Below are 21,152 nucleotides of genomic sequence, written 5' to 3' on the forward strand. Positions count from 1 at the left end.
TTTTACTGGTTAACCATGACTTGGAATGACGAGTCCGAGTAACCGGGCAAAGGTGATAGCCTGGCTTTCCGTAACGATGGCCCCCGGCAAAAAGCGTGGATCAATCGTGATGCCGGATAAGTCGGCTTGTCGCAAATCCAGTCCTTTTAATGCCGTCTCGACCCATTGACTTTCCGACAAATCAACTTCATGCAGTCGGAAATCGATTGGCTTCATTTCAAAGAAATGACTTTCCCGCATCGATGTCTGTTCCAGTGTGACATGACGCAACGCCGTCCGGATGACTTGGGCGTAATTGGCCTGACAGTCTTTGATTGTTACGTGATCGATCGTGTTCGACTCAAAATGAATTCCGGTCAGGCGGCAATCCTCAAAAACAACCCGATGAAAACGACTGTCCTGAAACTGACAGCCTGTCAGGTCACATTGTTCAAAACGGACATTTTCAAATGAAGCCCGCTCAAAGACCAGTCCTGCAAACGAGACATTCCGAAAACAGACTTGATTGACGTCGAGCCGTTCCGTCAGTTCGACCGGCAACGTCTCTTTCTCATACAACGTTTGATACAGATACGGATCATCGATTTCAACATCCGCAAAGGTTTCCGATGTCAACTGTTGCGGTAACTCGGGTAATTGAATGATTTGTTTTTTCATGTACTTCCCCTTCTTTCCTTTACATCGCATTTACCTTTTCCAGTGTAGCAAAGATTGACTCTTTTTTTATTTTTTTGATTTGAGACCGGTTGAGACCATGATATAGTCAAATCAAAAATAAGAACAAACGTTCTTTTATGTAGTAAGGAGTGTTTTCTATGAATCCGATCCTACCTTTTCCGGACCGACGGATTTTTTGTGTCGACAGTGTCTCTTTTTATGCCAGTTGTGAATGCCGTTATCGAAATTTACCTCCTTTAACGACGAAACTTGCTGTCGTATCGGACTTAACCCGATCCGGATCGGTTATCCTTGCGGCCAGTCCCGCTTTAAAACAACTCGGAATCAAGACAGCTAGTCGTCTTTATCAGATTGAGCAGTTGCCTTATCGTGAGCGGAAACAGATTGTGCTCGTCGAACCACGGATGCTGGCATACATGAAAACATCGATCGAAGTGCTGGACGTCTTGCATCAGTTTGCGCCGCCCGACGCAATCCGGATCTATTCAATTGATGAAAACTTTGTCGACATGAGCGGAACGGAACGGCTTTTCGGATCAGACACGGAAACAGCCTGGAAAATTCAGACGGCAATCTGGCAACAGACCGGCATTCCGGTCCGGATCGGAATCGGTCCGAACAACGTCATTGCAAAGCTGGTCCTCGATTTACGCGGAAAACGTGAAGGTATCGCACAATGCGGTTATGCGGATGTCTCTCGGTTGTTGCATGATTTTCCGGTCCGCAAGATGTGGGGCGTCGGACGGATGATGGAGCAACACTTGTCGGTAATGGGAATCCACACCATTGGGGACCTGGCAGCAGCCCCGGTCGAAGATCTGCACGAACGGTTCGGCGTAATCGGGGCAGAACTTTGGCACCATGCCTGGGGAATCGACGGTTCTCCGACAATCATTGATCCGATGACCTTGTTCCGGACTGCACCGGATACCAAACGAACGATCGGACATGGGGTGACCCTGATGCGTGACTATTACCAGTACGAACAGATTCGTTTAGTTCTCGCCGAATTAGCAAGTGATGTTGCGGCACGGGTCCGTTTTTCCAATCAGGTCGGTTGGACGGTCCATCTTGGCGTCCGCTACTCTCGACATGTCGCCCGTGACGGCTTTTCAAAACAGCTCCGATTGCCTTATCCGACCGCCGATGAACGGCTGTTATTACGTCATATTCTTCAATTGTTCGAACCGAATTGGCTCGATGGTGAACCGGTCCGCTTTTTATCGGTCGCCCTCGGACAACTCACCCCGGATCAGGGAACGCTTCAATTGTCCTTGTTTGAAGACAATACAAAGGTCTGGCGCCGAAAACGGTTATTAAAAGCCATCGATCACGTCAATTTACGTTACGGTAAAGGAACGATCCGTTTGGCGGTGTCATTCCTCGATACAAGTGTCGCGAAACGCCGGCTCCGATTCGTCGGCGGACATCCGGGAGGTGATTTACATGACACGTTATCGTGACCGCGGAAATCTCAAATGGCTTCCCTTTTTGATGCCGGAACACATTCAACTCCTCAAAGCCTACTATCTTGAAACACATCAAATCGATTTTCCTGTCATCGATGAACAATTGCAGTATCCTTGGCAGTTCTTACTCGAACAAGCATTAATAGAAGGAATCGAGCTCGAAATCACGTACTATAGTGAAAGGGGCTATGTCACGACATCCGGTTTCATCGAGCAGGTGCATCGGGAACGCGCGTATCTTGTTTTGCGCGGATCCTCACGGATTGAAATTCCGTTCGGACGAATCATCCGGATTGAAAACGGGTAGAAGAGACAGAAGCTGCTGTACGATACGCACTTATTTTAAGAATTGGCATTGAAAGAAGGATTGATTGATATGATGGAATGGTTTACCGGACTTCCGGTCGTCGTGCAAGCTTTGCTTGCCGGCATGATGACCTGGGGATTAACGGCACTCGGGGCCGCACTTGTCTTCGTCTTTACGACGATTGAAAAACGGGTCATGAATATGATGCTCGGCTTTGCAGCCGGTGTTATGATTGCGGCTTCGTTTTGGTCATTGCTTGCCCCGGCAATTGAATTTACGGAAAAAGACGGCGGGATTGCCTGGTTGCCGGCTGCAATCGGTTTCCTCGCAGGTGGTTTTTTTGTCCGCTTGCTGGACTTCGTAACTCCCCACCTCCACTTATCCGCCCCGCTCGAAACCGCTGAAGGTCCTTCGACCGGTCTGAAAAAGACGACGTTGCTGTTTCTCGCGATTACGCTCCACAATATCCCGGAAGGACTCGCGATCGGGGTCGCTTTCGGTGCTGCCGCCTTGAACATGGATGGCGCGACCGTTGCCGGTGCCTTGACACTGGCGCTTGGAATCGGGATTCAAAACATGCCGGAAGGGGCGGCCTTGTCGATTCCGCTCCGTGGAGAAGGTATGTCACGCCGGCGGGCCTTTAACTACGGACAATTGTCGGCAATCGTCGAACCGATTGCTGCCATGGTCGGTGCTGCTGCCGTCTTCTTTATTCAACCGCTTTTGCCGTATGCCTTGGCGTTTGCCGCCGGCGCGATGATTTTCGTCGTCGTCGAAGAATTGATTCCTGAATCACAGGCTGAAAACGGATCCGACTTAGCCACACTTGGTCTGATGGTCGGTTTCACGGTCATGATGATTCTCGATGTCGCTCTCGGTTGATGTAACACGAAGAAAACCTCTCCCATCTTTACGCGGGAGAGGTTTTTATTGTGCATCCATTCTTATTTTCGTAAAATCCGCATCGCGTTTAAGACCGCGAGCACGGTTACACCGACATCGGCAAAAACAGCTTCCCACATCGTCGCAACACCAAAGGCGCCAAGCAATAAGAACACGCCTTTGATACCAAGCGCAAATGCAATGTTCTGATAAACGATCCGGCGTGTCGCCCGGGCAACCCGAATCGCTTCAACGAGCTGTTTCGGTTCATCCGTCATCAGGACGACGTCTGCCGCTTCAATTGCGACATCACTTCCGAGTCCACCCATCGCAATCCCGACATCCGCCCGCGTCAACACGGGAGCATCGTTGATTCCGTCGCCGACAAACGCGACCCGGCCGTTCGCTTGATACAAGATAGCTTCTAATTGTTCCACTTTTTGATCCGGTAACAGTTCCGCCTTCACTTGCGTTATCCCGATTTGTCGCCCGATCCGCTCCGCCGTTTCCCGGCGGTCGCCGGTCAACATGATTGTCTGACGAATTCCGAGTGCTTTCAGCCCGTCCAACGCTTCTACCGTCGTGTCTTTAATACGGTCGGCAATCCGGATAAACCCAAGGTAGCTGTCATTTTGGGCCACATGTACGTAGGTCCCGTCCTCGGTCTGAGCGAGCGGCGTCAAGCCGAGCTCTTTGAACCACCGGGCATTTCCGGCCTGAATTTGATCTGTCCCGAACCGTCCGGTGACACCGGAACCGGCCACTTCCTGATAGTCTTGAACAGCGGTCGAAACAGAACCGTGTGATGCATACATTCGCTGAATGGATTTAGCAATCGGATGGTTGGAATGTTGCTCGACGGTTGCCGCGGCACGCAATAATTCATCTTCTGATCCATGAACTGCCTGCAACTCAACGACTTCAAAAACCCCTTCCGTCAACGTTCCCGTTTTATCAAATACGACGGTATCGAGTTGTTGTAACGCTTCGAGATGATTTCCGCCTTTGACGAGAATACCGCGTTTCGAAGCAGCACCAATTCCACTAAAGAAGCCGAGCGGAATTGAAATGACGAGCGCACACGGACAACTGATGACAAGGAACACCAGCGCCCGGTAAATCCAGTCACTCCACGTCGCTCCCGTCACGAAAAGCGGCGGCACGACGGCAAGCAGTGTTGCCACCAGAACGACAATCGGTGTGTAAACCCGTGCAAATCGTGTGATGAATTTTTCCGTCGGTGCCTTATGGCGTGACGCATTTTCCACTAAATCGAGAATTTTAGCGACGGTCGACTCATTGTACGGCCGGTCGACTTGAATCAACAGATGACCGTCAGTGTTGATTGTTCCGGCTAAAACCGGCTCGGTCGGACGGACACGCCGCGGGACGGATTCCCCCGTCAACGCGGTCGTATCAATGAACGCTTCTCCTGTCAGAACCGTTCCATCGAGTGGAATCTTCTCCCCTGCCCGGACAACGATCCGTTGACCGATATTGACCTGTTCCGGACTCACACGTCGTCCATCCTCAAGCGTCGCAATATCCGGCCGGATATCCATCAGCGCAGCAATCGATTTCCGCGACTGATCGACAGCACGGTGTTGGAAAAACTCCCCGACTTGATAAAACAACATGACCGCGACGGCTTCCGGATACTCTCCGATTAAAAAAGCACCGACCGTCGCAATGACCATCAAGAAGTTCTCGTCAAACACCTGACCGTGCCGGATATTTCTGACAGCGGTTCGAAGGACATCCCAACCGATTAAAAAATAGGCAACCGCAAAAAATAGAAGGTCAATTGATCCCGGAACAAAAAAAGCACTGATGAACGAGATCATGCCGACACTGTATTGTATTTTTTTCGTACGGTTCAAAAATGGACCATGATCGTGCGGATGGCTGTGGTCATGTCCCGCGTGCTCATGCGGATCGACGGCTTCTGTGGACGCCGTCCGGACGAGGTGGACATCCGGTTCAAGTTGCTGAATCCGTTCGACGACTGCCTGATACGTATCGTCGCTTGCAGCGCCCTTTTCATATGTCAGATAGAGTTTCTGACCGGCAAAATCCAAATCAGCTTGCTCGATGCCTGCCACGCTCGCGACACCCCGTTCCACCTTCGCCGCACAGTTGGCACAATCAATTCCTGTAATTTTCAGACGTTCTGTTTTCGCTTCCATTCCCTCACCTCATTCAAACATTTGTTTGATTATAAGTTCAGTGTACTCTTTTTTGATGCTTGCAACAAGCCGGATTTCTCTCAGTCCTCCGCCCGATATTTCGATTCGTTCTATCTCAGAAGAATAAAACATGATATGTTTTTATTTAGAATAATATAGAAGGAGAATAACATGACTATCATTGAATTACTTAAAGCACTTTTACTCGGTTTCGTCGAAGGAATGACGGAATTCGCCCCTGTCTCCTCGACCGGACATATGATCATCGTTGATGACATGTGGCTTCAAACAACGGACTTCTTAGGGAAGTACTCGGCGAACACCTTTAAAATCGTCATCCAACTCGGTTCGATTTTAGCCGTCATCGTCGTCTTTTGGAAACGGCTGTTCAGTTTAATCGGTCTTTATAAAATCGAAGGTGAACACGATGCATCGGGTACGCATAAATTAAAATTACGCCACGTCCTGATTGGTTTACTCCCAGCAGCCGTTCTCGGTCTGTTGTTTGAAGACTTCATCGACGAAAATCTTTTCTCGATCGATACGGTTATCATCGGTCTTGCCGCCGGTGCGATCCTGATGATTGCCGCCGATAAACTCGGACCAAAAGAACCGAAGACAACGTCGCTTGATCAAATTTCGTATCGTCAGGCAGCACTCGTCGGTCTGTTCCAATGTATCTCGCTTTGGCCGGGATTCTCACGGTCCGGCTCAACGATTTCCGGTGGTGTTTTCCTCGGAATGAATCACCGGACAGCAGCCGACTTTACGTTCATCATGGCGGTTCCGATCATGTTCGGGGCAAGTGCCTTGTCACTCGTCAAGAACTGGGAATATATCAATGTCGGAGATCTTGGATTTTATGTAGTCGGTTTCATCGCTTCGTTCGGCTTTGCGTTATTGTCGATCCGCTTCTTCCTGAAACTGATCAATAAAATCAAACTCGTTCCGTTTGCGATTTACCGTCTTGTCCTGGCAGCGGTTCTTGCCGTTATCGTCTATATGTAATCCCAAAAATCATCAGCTTTTCGCTGATGGTTTTTTTTATTTCTTGAAACTTATTGTTGCGGATTAGGGTATAGATAGTTGAGATACAGAAAAAAGGAGTGGTCATCAATATGGCTCGTAGAAATCGTGGAGGTTCCAAGTTACCTCTCATCATCGGGATTGCAGTCGTCGTCCTGATTGCCTTTTTAGCAATCGGACAGTACAACAGTCTCGTCAATGTCGAAGAAGATGTTTCGAATAAGTGGTCGCAAGTCGATAATCAGATCAAACGCCGGGCGGATTTAATTCCGAATCTCGTCGAAACCGTCAAAGGGGTCGCCGGTCAGGAACAAAAAGTTTATGGCGATATCGCCGAAGCACAAGCCGGTCTTGCCCGTGCCGCTTCGACGGAACAACGAATTGAAGCCGATCAACAGGTCACGTCTTCACTTCGCGGATTGATTGCGTTGCAAACGACATATCCGGAATTAAAATCAAGCGAACGATTCCAATCGTTGATGGATACACTAGAAGGCACGGAAAACCGTTTGGGTATTGCCCGGAAAGATTATAATGATGCCGTGACCGTTTACAATAAAAAACGTCGCAGCTTCCCGACTTCGCTTTATGCTTCGGCATTTGGTTTCGAGAAAAAACCATATTATGAAATCTCGGAAAGTGACCGTGAAAATCCAACGGTCGACTTCAATAGTGACTCGAAATGATTTGGCGGCGAACGCGACTGCTTTTTACCGCGTTCCTCGTCTTCTTCCTTCTGACTCCGACTGCCGAAGCCGTGTCAGAACGCACGGGCGCAGCGTTCTTCATCCAGGATGATGCACAGCTGCTGACCGCGTCGGAAGAAGCGGAGCTCGCTCGTCTCGGGCAAGAACTCGAACAATACACGACGGCACAGGTCGTTCTCAAGACGGTGCCGGATTTAAAAGGACAGGATTTAAGCACGTATGCCAATGAAACGTTCCGGACTCAAGGCATCGGGCAGGCCGGAAAAGATAACGGGATTCTCGTCGTCGTGGCACCAAACGAAAAAGACCGGAATTTTCGGATCGAAGTCGGCTATAAGCTCGAAGGAATTCTGACCGACATCACAGCGGGACGGATTCTGGACAAATACGCCGTTCCGTACCGGGATCAAGGTGATTATGGCAAAGCAGCATCCGAAACGTACAAAGCGGTCGTCAGCGTCGTGTCAAAAGAACAGTCGCTTGAATCACAGGATCCTGTCAAGAAAAGTTCGGACGGCGGTTTGAGTACTTGGGCAAAAGTCCTGATCGGTGCCGGTCTTGTCCTCTTGCTGTTCCTCGACATGAAGTTCACCGGGGGCATGTTCTTCTTTGCCATCATCAATATCTTTTCCGCCATCATGCGTGGCGGTGGAGGTGGTGGCGGTGGCAGCCGGGGTGGCGGCGGAAGTTCCGGCGGCGGCGGCGCGGAAAGGTAATAAACAGACATGACTATTTTTTCAACTATCGCTGCCTTTTACGGCATCATGACCGTAATCGGATTTATCTCGATGTGGCGGGATAAACGTAAAGCCCAGCAACATGCCTGGCGGACACCGGAAGCCACCTTGTTGACGATTGCTTTTTTGGGCGGCACACTCGGGACGCTTTTAGCCATGCAGCTCGTCCGGCATAAAACACGAACCGCCAAATTCCAACTTTTCGTACCGCTTGCAATTTTACTGCATGCGACGTTTTGGATTTTGTGGATTCGATCGTAATCCTTTAGATTGTATACCGATTAACCGATAAGAGAGACAGGATGATTCGTCATGCGGCGAACACACCTGGCTCTTTTTTTAGTTTGGTCAATAGAAGCGCAAATAGTTGATATCAGGTTTATCGATAGATTACGTTCGGGTAAAGACTTTAACCAATTTAACAAATACATGTTTAAACATGTATTTGAATCAGAAAGGTGGACATCCATTCATGTGGCATCCTTGCGCCGAATGTACAACAACAATCCGATTTATCGAAGCAGGTTCTTTACATATTCAATCGCCGACACCGGAAGTATTTTCTTACAGTTCATTTGAGCAGTTGGAACAAATCCTGAGCGCTACGCTACAAATCGCGGATTTTCCGGTCTCCTGCCGGGCGAATGGTTCGCGTCTCGTGACACCTGTTCTGGCTGCGTCTGTTTTACTCGAACAGCTAAAGAGCCGTCAGGCCATTGATTTCATTCAAAATGGAGTCATGACGAGTCATCTGCAACCCATATTCAATATCCAGGACAACAGCTTATTCGCAAACGAAGCTTTGCTCCGGGCCGCCGATCAAACGATTCCGATGTCTCCCGGCCTCCTCTTTTCGACGGCTTCAAAAATGGGACTTCATTCCCGCCTCGATCAACGGGCGCGAGAAGAAGCCATTCGGGCAACACATTTGGTCGGAGGAACACAGAAAACATTCATTAATTTCCTTCCTTCAACCATCTACAATCCGGAATATTGCTTGCGTCATACGTTCGAAATCGTCGAACGGTATAACGTCGATCCAAGCCGGCTCGTGTTCGAAGTCGTCGAAACCGAAAAAATCGAAGACGTCAATCACTTGAAACATGTCTTCGAACAATATAAAAAACAGGGCATTCAAGTCGCACTGGACGATGTCGGTGCCGGCTTCTCGACGCTTGATATGTTGTCGTTACTCCAACCGGATTACGTTAAAATTGACCGCGCCTTCATCTCAAACTGTGACACGGTAGCAGAAAATGAAGCGTTCCTGCGAAAAGCACGTCATTTAACAAAAGAGATGGGTATTCAAATTCTTGCAGAAGGGATCGAACGTCAGGAAGAACTTGAGCTCTGCCGCGAACTTGGATTTGACTTCGGTCAAGGTTATCTGCTCGGTCGCCCTGCCCCTTATTCGGAGCTGGCAAAAGCACAATGAACGTAAAGTCCCGCTCCTTAAAAACGAGGAGCGGGACTTTGTCTTATATCACCTTCAAGGTATGAGAACGGCTTCCCGGTCATTTTTCATTAAAGTCGAAAGAACGGTCGCTTTCGACCAATCCGTCTCAATCAATTGACAGAGTGGTTCTCGACCAATTCGTTGCGCCAAGTCGGCTCGCTCCGCTTCCGTCAATCCAAGCGCTGCACTCGTCGTCGGTTGTTTGTTTTCCATCAAATACTGTAGCAACTCGTTATAGGACGCCGTTTCATCTAACAACAACTCTTGAATCAATAAGCCGTAACCGACTTTACTTCCGTGTAAAATCCGTTTCGTCGACGGAAACGGCGATAACGCATTATGGACGCCGTGACCAATCGCCCCGCGTGTCGCTTCGTCACCAAATCCACCGACACTTCCGGCAAGTGGAATGACCGTCTCCACCAGATGTTGAATCGAGACCGGATACTCCTGAAATTGTTTCGGACTGATCGGCGTCTGCAAAATCAATTGTTTGCAGTGTTCTGCCATCCGTAAGGCGGTTTCGACGACCGGATTATCAGAAGTCGCTCCACTCAGTGCGCGAGCTTCATACCATTTAGCCAACGTATCGACCAGACCGGCAACAAAATAATCGTATGGACTGGCTGCTAAAATCCGGTGATCAAGCAACAAGGCTTCGATGACGACAGGAATCGTGTCAAAACGAAGGTACTGTCCCCGTTCGTCGTACATCACACTGAGCGGTGTCCATGGCGCACAGTTCGAGACGAGCGTCGGAATGACGATCAAGGGACGGTTTAGTTTGAAGGCAACTTGTTTTGCCGTATCGATGACGGAACCTCCGCCAAGAGCGATGATGATGTCATACGAGGCACATCGTTCTGTCAGCTCGGCTACCTGCTGGTCGGTACAGTGTCCGGAAAATAACAGCTTCGGCAGTTCCGGCAAGTACTGCCTGGACGATTTCAACGCCTGTTCGCCGTGAATCAGGACAGCTTTTCTCCCCCTTACTACTTCTGAAAGTCGATCGACAGCATGTTCTTCGTGTATGTATTGTAAAACGGCTTGACGAATCATCCTCATCCCTCCCAATATTTGTTAACGCTCAGTATACGGATTTCCCTGCGCCAATTCAACCCTTGCTGTGATTCGATTTTCGAAAGTGAAAAGCGTAAACTGGTTAAGACAGGATTATCATCATAAGGGGGAGTTCAAATGGAGTTCGTCACATTGAATAATGGACTGGTCATGCCGCAACTAGGTTACGGTGTGTTTAAAGTCCCGGAACAGGAAGTGTATGAAGCGGTGCGGGAAGCTTTACGGGTCGGCTACCGTTCCATCGATACGGCAATGATTTATGAAAATGAAGCCGGTGTCGGTCGTGCATTAAAAGATTCGGGGATTCCACGGGAAGAGATTTTTTTAACGACGAAGGTCTGGAATAAGGACCAAGGGTACGAACAGACACTTGCCGCCTTTGAAACAAGTCTTACAAAACTTGGTGTCGATTACGTCGATTTATACTTGATTCATTGGCCGATGCCGGACGAGGATTTGTATATGGATACGTGGCGTGCTTTAGAACAGCTGTATCGGGACGGCAAAACAAAAGCCATCGGGGTCTCGAATTTCCACATTCCGCATTTAACACGGGTACTGGAAGAAGGAACCGTCGTCCCCGTCGTCAATCAAATCGAGCTACATCCGTTCTTGAGTCAGGAAGCCATCCGTGAATTTTGCCAAAAGAACGGGATTGTCGTCGAAGCATGGAGTCCGTTGATGAAAGGCCGCGACGCCTTAACAGAACCGGTCATCACAGAGATTGCAGCACGCCACGGTAAGACACCTGCTCAAGTCGTTCTCCGCTGGCACCTGCAGCATGGCATCATCGCGATTCCGAAATCCGTCACACCAAGCCGGATTCAGGAAAACCTGGACATCTTTGAGTTTATGTTGTCTCCAGACGACATGCAGCAAATCGATCAGCTCAATCGCAACGAGCGGACCGGATCGAATCCGGACGAGATGCACAAAAAATAAGACGATGCCCACATCACTGTGAACATCGCCTGATGCAAAGAGGCTGACACGTCCGTCAGTCTCTTTTTTTAGATTAACGATCCAAATCGTTTCCGTGATCCTGTTTCGCCACATCATCGGAGTGATCCACAGAACGGGTCGGACGGTGCAGTTGTTCTTTTTTCTCATCCGAATGTTCCTCATGACGTTCCTTTTGTTCTTCCCACTCCGGACGTTTAAAATCGTCGTCCCGGCGCATCGCAATGTCCGGTTCACGGTTACTGTCCAGTTTGGCATGCTGAATGGCCTCTTCGTCTTGCGGCATCTTGTCGGTTCCGGCACGATGCAAATCGATTTCCGCATGCTCCTCTTTCGAATCCTTATCGACGTCAAGCGGATTTCCCGAACCGAGTTGTGCATTTGAATTGGCATCGTCTGATGTATGCGTTTCTTCGTAACTGCCGTAACGTACTTTGACGTCCGGATGTGTATTGTCCGTATTTAAATGGGGATCAAACTGGATGTCCTGAACTTCCAGCAACAGTACGAACCCGCCGCCTTCGACTTCCGTTTTATGGACTTCAACTTGATCTTCCGGTAGATCGAGCGAACCAAACAGATCGTCCACTTCCTGATCGCGTCCGTGATTTCCGCGGATCCGGTCGATCCATGACGGTTTCGTCGTCGCGATTTCCGCATCCATCTGACTGCGGACAAGTTGAAGATTCGATTTCTCTTTGACGATGATATAAAAGTCTTCTTCGCGATGACCTTGCTGATGCAACTCATCCATTTTCGAAATCAGTTCTTCCTCTTTATAAAACGTTCCGATATACTGTTTCGTTTTCATATCCATCCATCCCCTTATGCACGATTTTAATGACGTACTTGTCTTATAAGGAGTATTTCCTTTTTTCAGCTAAAATATGCCACCAAGTCGGCTCGGACAGGAAAAGTAATCTAAATGATATGTTTATTCACCGACCAGCTTCAAGCCGATCGTCGCACTGAGAATCAAACCGATACAGACAATCCGTTTCCAGTCCTTCGCTTCGTTGTAAAAAATCATACTGAGAATCGTACCGCCTGCCGCTCCGATGCCAGTCCAGACCGCATAGGCCGTTCCCATCGGCAACTCATTCATCGCCAAGGTCAGGAATAAAAAACTGAACCCAAAACCGGCAAACATCAGCAGCAGATTTTTAACGTTTTTTTGTTGATTGTACGTATTGATCAAAACGACACCAAGCATTTCAAACAACCCGGCCAAAATCAAATAAAACCAACTCATTGTTTTTCACCCTCCCCGCTGACTAATTTCAAACCGATCACCCCTACGAGCAAGACCGCGATCAAGATCAACTTGATGACGGATGCGGACTGATCAAACAAGACGATATCCGTCACGACCGTTCCTGCTGTGCCGAGTCCGACGAAAACGGCATAGACCGTTCCGACCGGCAGATGATTGCTGACCTTGATTAAAACCGTGAAACTGATAATGATACTGACCACAGTCGCCGCCCATTCAAGTGGTGTCGTAGCGTGCTTTAAGCCGATGACCCAGCCGACTTCAAAAAAGGATGCCAGAATGATGCTGAACCAATATTTTGCCATGTCATTTCCTCCTTCAGTTCGAATCAAACAAAAAAGCCCGGGAGCAAGCGTAAAAACGCTTTACTCCCGGGCTTTTATCCCTCCGTTGCATAAGGTTTCCCTTATGTTCCTCCCTTGGTCCAGCCGAACGGAACCCTAGAGGATACTTATACTGTTCATTCGATACACCGACTTTAGCACGCTTGATTTTGCCTGTCAAACAGGAAAATCGGGCTGAACAGCTAATATCTTATAGAGAGTCCACTACAGAGGAGGAGTCCATCATGCGCTATAAAATCAACGAGCAACTACGAATCCGTCGTTTCACTCCAGAAGATTTAGAAGCTGTCCATGCCTATGCCTCAAAACCGATTGTCAGTCAGTATCAATCGTGGGGACCCAACTCCGAAAGCGACAGTAAACAGTTTATTCATGATGCTCTCGAGAGCGAACTTGAAAATCCACGCCGCCGTTATGTCTTTGCCGTCACCTTCCCGGACGACCGTGTCATCGGAGCCGGTGAACTGGTAATCACCGATACCGAACACAAGATTGCTGAAATCGGTTATATCCTGTCACCCGATGAATGGGGAAACGGCTATGCAACGTCCGTTGCGGCATTTTTACTCGAATTCGGATTCGAAAAACTGGAGTTACACCGGATTACTGCCACGTGTGACCCGCGAAATGTCGCTTCCGAACGTGTCCTTCAGAAAGTTGGGATGACGAAAGAAGGACAGCTGCGTGAAACCGTCTATCTCGAAGATCATTGGCGCGATTCCCTCATTTACGGCATGCTCGATTGGGAATGGCAAGTCGATCACGAAGACGATCCCGCATAATTCAGACGGTGCCTCTTTAACACGAGGTACCGTTTTTTTAACGTCATACCGTCTCTTGTATCATTTGGGTGATGATTTACTTTTTTTGATATCTTTTTACACCATTAAAAATGAACATGGTAAACTTAGTTTTAATTGGAGTAAAAATTAATTTTCTATAGAAATGGAGTTTTATATACGATGCCTCTTTCAAAAAAATGGTTCACATCACTCGCTGCTTCCGTCATGCTGTTCAGTTCTTTCCCGATTAGTCCGCTGGCAGAAGGAAATGATTCAGCCGCCGTTGTCGACGAGCAAACAGAAGTAGCGACCGGTAAACAGTTTACCCAGACTGCTACCCCGGTCTTTGAAACAACGGAAAGTACAGCCGTAGTCAGTACCCTGCCTGCCGCTACTGAAGTCGAGACGTTCGGAGTCGAAGGTCTCTTTACCCGCATTAAACTCGACGGTGTCTACCGTTTTGTGAAGACAGACCAGTTGGCGGATACTCCTGTTTATCCGAAAGTCGGAAGTCACTATACAAATAAAGTGACAGTCCTGTATTCATCGGCAGATTCGTCGGCAGCAACCGCTCAGACATTTGCGCCAAACAGCAAAATCGATACATATGGTCAGGTCGGTCTCTTCACCCGCGTCAAACAGGATGCCGATTATCTGTTCGTCCTGACGGCAGATTTAAGTACAACCCCTGTCTATTCGGTGACAGGAGAACGGTTTGTCCAACAAAAAACACCGGTCTATCCGACCGCCGACACCACACAAAAGCCGCTTGCCACTTTGACACAAAATGATGCCATTCAGACATTCGGTACTTCAGGAAACTTCACCCGGATCGAGTTAAATGGTACGTATGCCTTCGTCTTGACGGCTCATCTCGGAACAAAACCGGTTATCTCGTATACAGCAACCGGCAAAAAATACAGCCAACAGCTTGCAACTGTCTACCCGACCGCCGCGACGACAGGGACACCGCTCGGTACGTTGGCTCAAAATCAACTCGTCGACATTTACGGTGTATCCGGTGCCTATACACGCGTCCGCTTAAACGGCGTCTATGGATTTGTCCTGACAGCTCAGTTAGGCGATCTGGAGTTTTTTGCGCAGACAGCCCGACTTTATGTCCAGTCACCTACTCCAATCCGCCAAGCACCTAACGCATCGAGTCCCGTCTTAAAAGAACACCAGACAAATACCTTGCTGACGGTATATGGCACAAGCGGTGCCTACAGCCGGATTTTATTCAACGGACAGTATGCCTATGTCCTGACGAGCGCACTTGCTCCTTTAAAAGTCTATGCCAAAACAGCTCGTTTATACGTCCAGAAACCGACGGCAATCCGTTCCGCACCTAATGCATCCAGTCCCGTCCTCAAGCAGCATCAGATGAACACGCTGTTAACGGTCTACGGAACAAGCGGTGCCTACAGCCGGATTCTGTTCCGCGAACAATACGCCTACGTCTTAACGAGTACGCTTGCTCCGACAAAAGTCTATGCCAAGACAGGTCTCCGGTATGCGAGCAAATCAACAGCGATTTTTAAAGACACGACGGCAAAAACGATTGTCCGTACAATGAAGCGCGCAGAACAGATTGACATTTATGGCACAAGCGGTTCCTACACACGCGTTAAGCTTGGTTCCGTCTACGCTTACGTCAAGACAGCCGATCTCGTGACGAAAAAACCGGATTTGTATGATGTCACCGGAATCCGTTACGTTCTCGATGATAAAGTCGTCGTTCATCCAAAAGCCAGTCTGACAGGAAAAATCGGCACCCTGAAGAAAAATGCACAACTGTCGATTTACGGTACAAGCGGCTACTACACACGGGTCAAAATTGGAACGACATTCGGCTTCGTCGACTCGAGCAGACTTGGCTTAAACAAACCGGTCGCGCGCCCGAAAGTCGGCACCGTCTTTTATGTCCACTTTGATCAGACACCGCTCTTCTCAGCCGATGTCGCTTACAGCCGCCCTGCCGGTTATTTGAGTAAAGGCACAAAGTTGATTGGTCTGAAAGCAATCGACGATGACTTTTGGCAAGTCCGCTTGCCGAACGGAACAACCGGTTATGTCATCAATCCGTACATCGGAACAACAAAACCGGATATGCGTTACACCCAACAAGCGATTAACCGTCAAAAAATCTATACGGTCAAAGCAACATCGTCTTATTTTGCGACACCGGTCAGTCCGAAAAGTGCCGGATTGGTGGAACAGGGAAAACGTGTTTATCCCCGGTACCGGGTCGGTAATTTTTATGTCATCCAGTCCGGCTGGTCCCCTGTTTATCTGCCGGTCAGTGCCGTCACGGTCAAGACGGATACACGGATTGCACAGAAAAATACATCGCGCGGTGAAAAGTTGATTCAGGCAGCCGCCAAACACTTAGGAACACCATATACATGGGGTTCGCAAACAGCAGCTAACGGCGGGTTTGATTGTTCCGGACTGATTCATTACGCAACGAATGAAGCCGGGAAATACGGCGGCCGGACGAACGTCAGCGGCTACTGGTACGGTGCGTTCTTTACGAATCGACGGACGACAATCAGCAGCGGGAAACGGTCGGATATCGTCTTCTTCGAAAATACGTACACGGACGGACCGTCACATATCGGTATCATGCTCGATAATGAATATTTCATTCATGCCGGCGGCTCACAACTGCAGATCAATTCGATTTACGAACCGCGTTGGCGGGAACATTTCCTCGGCTTCAAATCGATGTAATAACGAAAAAAGGCGTATGGACCCTTGCGGATCCATACGCCCTTCTTTCCTTGATTCAGAATGTCATCTCGACGTATTTCGTCACTTGACGGTCTTCCAAGTATAACTCGATTTGTTCCCGGTATGCTTTATAGTGGTCCGATGCAATATGTGCTTCCAGTGCTTCTTCATCCTGATAGACTTCATAGAGCATGAACTGATGTTCATTTTCAATCGATTGATGTAATGTATAACGCAAGCAACCCGGTTCATTTTGTGCTGCTTTGTAGACTGTGCTTAAAATCGGAAAGACTTGATCGGCTAATCCTGCTTTGACTGTAAGAACGGCATTGACGATGATTTCACCCATATGTTGATTCCTCCTCTGATTGATTACCTCTATCTGTACCCGTTTTTACTCAAGACATACCGAAAAGGATGATTTCGATGCAAGAAAATTTATTCACGTACTTAACTGAGTATGAATCAGAGATGATTCGTTTACGCCGCGACTTTCACCGCCATCCGGAATTATCGTTTCAGGAAGTCCGGACGCCCGCTAAAATCGCTGCTTTTTACGATGGACTCGGTATTCCGTACCGGGCAAACGTCGGCGGCAGCGGAATCGTCGCGACGCTGACAGGAACACGTCCCGGGAAAACAATCGCCATCCGGGCCGATTTTGATGCGTTACCGTTGCAGGAAGAAACCGAGTTATCGTTCCGTTCGATTCGTCCCGGTGTCATGCATGCCTGCGGACACGACGGTCATACGGCGATTGTTCTCGGACTGGCCGCTGCTTTTCATGCCATACAGGATGAACTGGCAGGTACTGTCGTCTTCATTCATCAACACGGTGAAGAAGTGTTCCCCGGCGGTGCCATCCAGATGATTGAGGACGGTTGTCTCGACGGTGTCGATGCCATCTTCGGCACCCACCTCGAAAATGATCTTCCGGTCGGATCAATCGGCTATCACAGCGGTCATACGTTATGTGCGATCGATGAATTTGAAATCGTTGTTCATGGTCAAGGCGGTCATGCCCAGGCCCCGCACCGGACACAGGATGCGCTCGTCGCCGGTGCCCAGCTTGTCTGCAATCTCCAGCATCTCGTCAGCCGGCGGGTTGATCCGTTTGAGCCGGCTATCGTTGCGATCGGTTCGTTCCACGCCGGAACGGCTCCGAACATCGTCACCGGTGAAGCCCGGATCGTCGGAGAAATCCGGACGTTCAATGAACAACTCCGGCACCAGTTACGTCAACAGGTGGACCTCGTCGCCCGGACGACCTGCACCGGAGTCGGCGCTGATTATTCGATCGATTTCACGACCGGTTATCCGTCGCTTTGGAATCATCCGGATGAAACACAGCTCGTCCAGGAAGCCGCCGGTTTTTTACCGGAAGCACAGGTTCGCGAGATGAAACCGATGATGGCAGCGGATGACTTTGCCTATTACCTCGAAAAAGTACCGGGCAGTTATTTCTTCACGGGCTCTGCAAAAACGGATGGGCGGACGATTTATCCGCAACACCATCCGAAATATGAAATCGATGAGCGGGCTCTACTAATTGGAGCGAAAACGTTAGGAGCGACCGTTCTTCGTGCCCTGCAAACATAAGGATTGACTTTCCACTTTTATGAATGGTATTATCATCCCAATGATAACGAACTTACATCAACTTCATATAACACTTATCAAGAGTGGACCGAGAGATCTGGATCGATGACGTCCCAGCAACCTGCGCACAGCAAGGTGCTACGACCAGCAAAGCGAAAGCTTTGGTTGATAAAAAGCGGCGACTCCTTTTGCAACCAAGCAAAGGAGTCGTTTTCGTTTTCTCACTGTCAGACATGACAGGATTAAGGCTCAAGCAGCCAAGGGAAAGGGAGAGATGACATGGAAAAAGCAACATTTGCAGGAGGATGTTTCTGGTGCATGGTGACACCATTTGAGGAACTGCCGGGGATTCACAGTATCGTATCCGGCTATACAGGAGGACATGTCGACAACCCGACATACGAGCAAGTCAAAACCGGAACGACCGGACATTCCGAAGTCGTCGAAATTACATTTGACCCGGCGCTGTTCTCATACGAACGGTTACTCGAACTGTACTGGCCGCAAACGGATCCGACCGATGCCGGCGGACAATTCCAGGACCGCGGGACACAGTATGCTCCGGCGATTTTTTATCATACGGAAGAACAACGCCTTGCAGCAATTGCTTCGCGTGACGCCTTAGCGGCGACAAACCGTTTTAAACAACCAATCGTCACCCGGATCGAACCGGCACACGCCTTCTATCCGGCGGAAGAATACCATCAGGACTTCCACAAAAAAAATCCGACGCACTACAAAAAAGACCGGAAAGCATCCGGTCGCGATGCCTTTATCGATGTCGCCTGGAAAGAAGAAGTCACTGTCTGATTCAGCTTCAAAAAGAGATCACCCTTTCACGCACTTTACCAGTAGAAGTGGCGTGAAAGAAATGATCTCTTTTTTTATATCTTTTTTTCTTCAGGAAATGACTTTAACATCTTCCACTTCTTCTGTATCCTCTGCGACTTGATACCGTTTCAGGACAAAGATGCCGCTGAGCATGACGGCCAGACCGATGATTTGACCGAACGACAACTCGACTTTCGGTAAACCGAACCAGCCAAAGACGTCGACACAGAGCGCAAAACTGAGTTGCGAAATCAGGACGACGGAAATCGCAATCGACGGTCCGAGCAACTGAATTCCCCGCATGACACAAAACACAACCCCGACACCAACGAAACCGCCAAACAGATACAGCGGTTCGACTTCGGCCAGCCCCGCAAGCGTTCCACCCCGAAAGAAGATCAAGGCGAGCAACGATCCGAGCAATCCGACAAAAAAGACTAACGTCGTCGTCGCCCAGGCACCGAAGGCATGACTCATCCGTGCATTTAAAACGGTCTGTAAACTGATCATCATTCCTGCGACAATCGCACAAAACATTCCGAGTCCCATTCTAATTCCTCCTCCTATTCCATTCAGGCAAATGAAAAAATCAAGACGCCGGTCAACATCAAGCCGACTCCGACCCACTGTCCGGTATTACTGCTTTTTTTAATGACTCCAAACCAACCGTTCAAATCAATGACAAAGGCACACAAAATCTGGGCGACAAGCAACAGCGACATCGCCCAGGTCATCCCGAGCAATTGAATCGACGTCAGTTCCGTCACGACGACGAGGACACCAAGCAATCCGCCGCTTGCGTAAATCAGCGGCAAGGTGCGGAAACCGCCGATTTTCCGGTCCCGGACAAATCCGTAAATTAATAAACAGCCGATCAGACCGACGAAATGGACGATCGTCACGGAGAACCACGGTCCTACCGCGTCACCGAGCCGGGCATTAAAGATCCCTTGCAATGCGATGAACAATCCGCTGAATAAAGCAAAAACGATTCCTTGCATCTTCATCCTCCTTTTTCTCTAATTATGAGTAGAACGTATTTTACACTCATTTGAAAGGACAAATGTCCTGAACAGCAAAAAAAGAAGCGGACCACGTCGGTCGGCTTCTTTTACTTATATGCTACTCGAGTGTCCGGTACATCCGCTCAATCCGTCCGAACGCATCATCCATCATCCGGTTAAACAGTTCCGCGACGGTCGGAACATCGTCAATCAAACCGGAGATCAGACCGGCATTGACGTATCCTGCCGTCTCGTCCCCCTCAAGGGCTCCTTTGATATGAAACGATTCGTTTGTCTGTTCCTGAAAAGCCGTGAGTGACGTCGGCTGCAATGCCTCGACATACGGTCCGTTCAACACCCGCCGGACCTGTCCGACTTCACGGCCGATGATTCGTGTTTCCAGATCGTCCGCCTGCACAAGATGTTGTTTATACTGCTCATGCACACGGGATTCCTGTGTCGCAATCAATCGGGTGCCGAGCTGCACACCTTCTGCTCCGAGCATCCAGGCAGCGGCAAGACCACGCCCGTCGCCGATGCCGCCGGCGGCAAGGACAGGAATCGTGACATGATCCGCAATTTGTGGAATCAAGGTCATCGTCGTCAACTCAAGCGGTGAATTGATGCCCGCCGCTTCGACGCCTTCCGCCACCAGTACATCAATCCCTGCCTGTTCAGCTTTAATCGCCTGTTGGACCGAAGCAACGACTCCGATCGTCTGGATCCCCGCCTGCTTTAACTTGGACAAAAAAGGAGCCGGATTACCGGCCGACAAGGATACGACCGGAATCCGTTCCTCAATCGCCAACTCAACCAACTGTTCGGCATGGGGCGAGACGCGGATCGCGACGTTGAGGGCAAACGGACGTGATGTCAAACGGCGTGTTGCTTCGATTAACTGTCTGACTTCAGCAAGTGTCATCGTCCCGCATCCGATCGTTCCAAGCCCTCCGGCATTTGAGACGGCTGCGGTCAGTTCGGCATGGCTGATATTCCCCATCCCGCCTTGAATAATCGGGACATCAATCTTTAATTTGCTGCATAGACGAGACATGGTCTCCCTCCGTTTCCGTTGTCAGGAATGGTATAATAAGTAAG

Annotated in this window: 23 protein-coding genes and 1 riboswitch; of the genes, 13 read left to right on the forward strand and 10 right to left on the reverse strand. The window is 49.3% G+C overall.

All coding sequences use genetic code 11. The annotated features are described in order from the left end of the window. Window positions 1–9 precede the first annotated feature (9 nt). On the reverse strand, window positions 10–657 hold the full coding sequence (locus N7U64_RS14125) for a pentapeptide repeat-containing protein (protein ID WP_012369330.1): 648 nt from the start codon (window positions 655–657) through the stop codon (window positions 10–12). Between the two features lie 158 nt (window positions 658–815). Here N7U64_RS14125 and N7U64_RS14130 point away from each other — a divergent pair, with 158 nt between their 5' ends. The 3 genes from N7U64_RS14130 to N7U64_RS14140 all read left to right on the forward strand — a co-directional run bounded on the left by N7U64_RS14130 (window position 816) and on the right by N7U64_RS14140 (window position 3,336). Next, on the forward strand, window positions 816–2,141 hold the full coding sequence (locus N7U64_RS14130) for a DNA polymerase thumb domain-containing protein (protein ID WP_012369329.1): 1,326 nt from the start codon (window positions 816–818) through the stop codon (window positions 2,139–2,141). After that, the gene (locus N7U64_RS14135; RefSeq protein WP_290829486.1) at window positions 2,125–2,454 is read left to right on the forward strand and encodes a YolD-like family protein; all 330 of its coding nucleotides are present in this window, start codon (window positions 2,125–2,127) and stop codon (window positions 2,452–2,454) included. The genes N7U64_RS14130 and N7U64_RS14135 overlap by 17 nt, the downstream gene beginning before the upstream one ends. Window positions 2,455–2,523: 69 nt before the next feature. Continuing rightward, window positions 2,524–3,336, forward strand: coding sequence for a ZIP family metal transporter (locus tag N7U64_RS14140; RefSeq protein WP_034770070.1), 813 nt, complete (start codon window positions 2,524–2,526; stop codon window positions 3,334–3,336). A gap of 62 nt (window positions 3,337–3,398) precedes the next feature. Here N7U64_RS14140 and N7U64_RS14145 read toward each other — a convergent pair whose 3' ends face one another. Then, window positions 3,399–5,522 (reverse strand): heavy metal translocating P-type ATPase, encoded by a 2,124-nt coding sequence (locus N7U64_RS14145; protein WP_318930306.1) that lies wholly within the window; start codon window positions 5,520–5,522, stop codon window positions 3,399–3,401. 171 nt (window positions 5,523–5,693) lie between these two features. Here N7U64_RS14145 and N7U64_RS14150 point away from each other — a divergent pair, with 171 nt between their 5' ends. From N7U64_RS14150 to N7U64_RS14170, 5 genes are all read left to right on the forward strand, one after another. Next, window positions 5,694–6,530 carry an undecaprenyl-diphosphate phosphatase gene (locus N7U64_RS14150; protein WP_214766232.1) on the forward strand — a complete coding sequence of 279 codons (837 nt, stop codon included), beginning with the start codon at window positions 5,694–5,696 and terminating at the stop codon, window positions 6,528–6,530. 110 nt (window positions 6,531–6,640) lie between these two features. Continuing rightward, window positions 6,641–7,234: a LemA family protein gene (locus N7U64_RS14155; RefSeq protein ID WP_012369324.1), complete on the forward strand. Its 594-nt coding sequence runs from the start codon at window positions 6,641–6,643 to the stop codon at window positions 7,232–7,234. Continuing rightward, the gene (locus N7U64_RS14160; protein ID WP_318930309.1) at window positions 7,231–7,971 is read left to right on the forward strand and encodes a TPM domain-containing protein; all 741 of its coding nucleotides are present in this window, start codon (window positions 7,231–7,233) and stop codon (window positions 7,969–7,971) included. Before N7U64_RS14155 ends, N7U64_RS14160 begins: the two co-directional genes overlap by 4 nt. A gap of 9 nt (window positions 7,972–7,980) precedes the next feature. Beyond that, entirely contained in the window at window positions 7,981–8,253 is a 273-nt protein-coding gene (locus N7U64_RS14165; RefSeq protein WP_318930311.1) for a DUF1294 domain-containing protein, read from the forward strand. 211 nt (window positions 8,254–8,464) lie between these two features. Next, window positions 8,465–9,427 (forward strand): EAL domain-containing protein, encoded by a 963-nt coding sequence (locus N7U64_RS14170; RefSeq protein ID WP_318930312.1) that lies wholly within the window; start codon window positions 8,465–8,467, stop codon window positions 9,425–9,427. Window positions 9,428–9,481: 54 nt separating this feature from the next. On the opposite strand, the gene N7U64_RS14175 is transcribed toward N7U64_RS14170, so the two are convergent. Next, a complete protein-coding gene (locus N7U64_RS14175) occupies window positions 9,482–10,507 on the reverse strand; it encodes an iron-containing alcohol dehydrogenase family protein (protein WP_318930313.1) in 1,026 nt (341 codons plus the stop codon). Window positions 10,508–10,645: 138 nt separating this feature from the next. On the opposite strand from N7U64_RS14175, the gene N7U64_RS14180 reads away from it, so the two are divergent. Then, window positions 10,646–11,470 (forward strand): aldo/keto reductase, encoded by an 825-nt coding sequence (locus N7U64_RS14180; RefSeq protein ID WP_318930314.1) that lies wholly within the window; start codon window positions 10,646–10,648, stop codon window positions 11,468–11,470. A 73-nt stretch (window positions 11,471–11,543) separates the two neighbouring features. Here N7U64_RS14180 and N7U64_RS14185 read toward each other — a convergent pair whose 3' ends face one another. The 3 genes from N7U64_RS14185 to N7U64_RS14195 all read right to left on the reverse strand — a co-directional run bounded on the left by N7U64_RS14185 (window position 11,544) and on the right by N7U64_RS14195 (window position 13,066). Further along, window positions 11,544–12,299, reverse strand: a complete 756-nt coding sequence (locus tag N7U64_RS14185; RefSeq protein WP_290829471.1) for a general stress protein — start codon at window positions 12,297–12,299, stop codon at window positions 11,544–11,546. Between the two features lie 123 nt (window positions 12,300–12,422). Continuing rightward, window positions 12,423–12,740, reverse strand: a complete 318-nt coding sequence (locus N7U64_RS14190; RefSeq protein ID WP_318930315.1) for a multidrug efflux SMR transporter — start codon at window positions 12,738–12,740, stop codon at window positions 12,423–12,425. Next, window positions 12,737–13,066: a DMT family transporter gene (locus N7U64_RS14195; protein ID WP_290829467.1), complete on the reverse strand. Its 330-nt coding sequence runs from the start codon at window positions 13,064–13,066 to the stop codon at window positions 12,737–12,739. Before N7U64_RS14195 ends, N7U64_RS14190 begins: the two co-directional genes overlap by 4 nt. Before the next feature lie 263 nt (window positions 13,067–13,329). Between N7U64_RS14195 and N7U64_RS14200 the strand changes: the two genes are divergently transcribed. Further along, window positions 13,330–13,887, forward strand: coding sequence for a GNAT family N-acetyltransferase (locus tag N7U64_RS14200; protein ID WP_012369315.1), 558 nt, complete (start codon window positions 13,330–13,332; stop codon window positions 13,885–13,887). Between the two features lie 180 nt (window positions 13,888–14,067). Beyond that, window positions 14,068–16,620: an SH3 domain-containing C40 family peptidase gene (locus N7U64_RS14205; RefSeq protein WP_318930316.1), complete on the forward strand. Its 2,553-nt coding sequence runs from the start codon at window positions 14,068–14,070 to the stop codon at window positions 16,618–16,620. 55 nt (window positions 16,621–16,675) lie between these two features. On the opposite strand, the gene N7U64_RS14210 is transcribed toward N7U64_RS14205, so the two are convergent. Beyond that, window positions 16,676–16,969 carry a putative quinol monooxygenase gene (locus tag N7U64_RS14210; RefSeq protein WP_214855623.1) on the reverse strand — a complete coding sequence of 98 codons (294 nt, stop codon included), beginning with the start codon at window positions 16,967–16,969 and terminating at the stop codon, window positions 16,676–16,678. 77 nt (window positions 16,970–17,046) lie between these two features. On the opposite strand from N7U64_RS14210, the gene N7U64_RS14215 reads away from it, so the two are divergent. Together N7U64_RS14215 and msrA are read left to right on the forward strand one after the other, a co-directional pair. Continuing rightward, on the forward strand, window positions 17,047–18,219 hold the full coding sequence (locus N7U64_RS14215; protein ID WP_318930318.1) for an amidohydrolase: 1,173 nt from the start codon (window positions 17,047–17,049) through the stop codon (window positions 18,217–18,219). Window positions 18,220–18,290: 71 nt separating this feature from the next. After that, window positions 18,291–18,394: riboswitch (SAM riboswitch) on the forward strand. A 104-nt stretch (window positions 18,395–18,498) separates the two neighbouring features. Then, window positions 18,499–19,029 carry a peptide-methionine (S)-S-oxide reductase MsrA gene (gene msrA, locus N7U64_RS14220; protein WP_214766246.1) on the forward strand — a complete coding sequence of 177 codons (531 nt, stop codon included), beginning with the start codon at window positions 18,499–18,501 and terminating at the stop codon, window positions 19,027–19,029. A 90-nt stretch (window positions 19,030–19,119) separates the two neighbouring features. On the opposite strand, the gene N7U64_RS14225 is transcribed toward msrA, so the two are convergent. The 3 genes from N7U64_RS14225 to N7U64_RS14235 all read right to left on the reverse strand — a co-directional run bounded on the left by N7U64_RS14225 (window position 19,120) and on the right by N7U64_RS14235 (window position 21,108). Beyond that, on the reverse strand, window positions 19,120–19,599 hold the full coding sequence (locus tag N7U64_RS14225; protein WP_012369311.1) for a DMT family transporter: 480 nt from the start codon (window positions 19,597–19,599) through the stop codon (window positions 19,120–19,122). A gap of 23 nt (window positions 19,600–19,622) precedes the next feature. Then, entirely contained in the window at window positions 19,623–20,051 is a 429-nt protein-coding gene (locus tag N7U64_RS14230; protein WP_290829455.1) for a DMT family transporter, read from the reverse strand. A gap of 121 nt (window positions 20,052–20,172) precedes the next feature. Then, window positions 20,173–21,108, reverse strand: coding sequence for a nitronate monooxygenase (locus N7U64_RS14235; protein ID WP_318930320.1), 936 nt, complete (start codon window positions 21,106–21,108; stop codon window positions 20,173–20,175). Window positions 21,109–21,152: the final 44 nt, after the last annotated feature.

This window comes from Exiguobacterium sp. K1 (assembly GCF_033721435.1).
Taxonomy (GTDB): Bacteria; Bacillota; Bacilli; order Exiguobacteriales; family Exiguobacteriaceae; genus Exiguobacterium_A; species Exiguobacterium_A artemiae.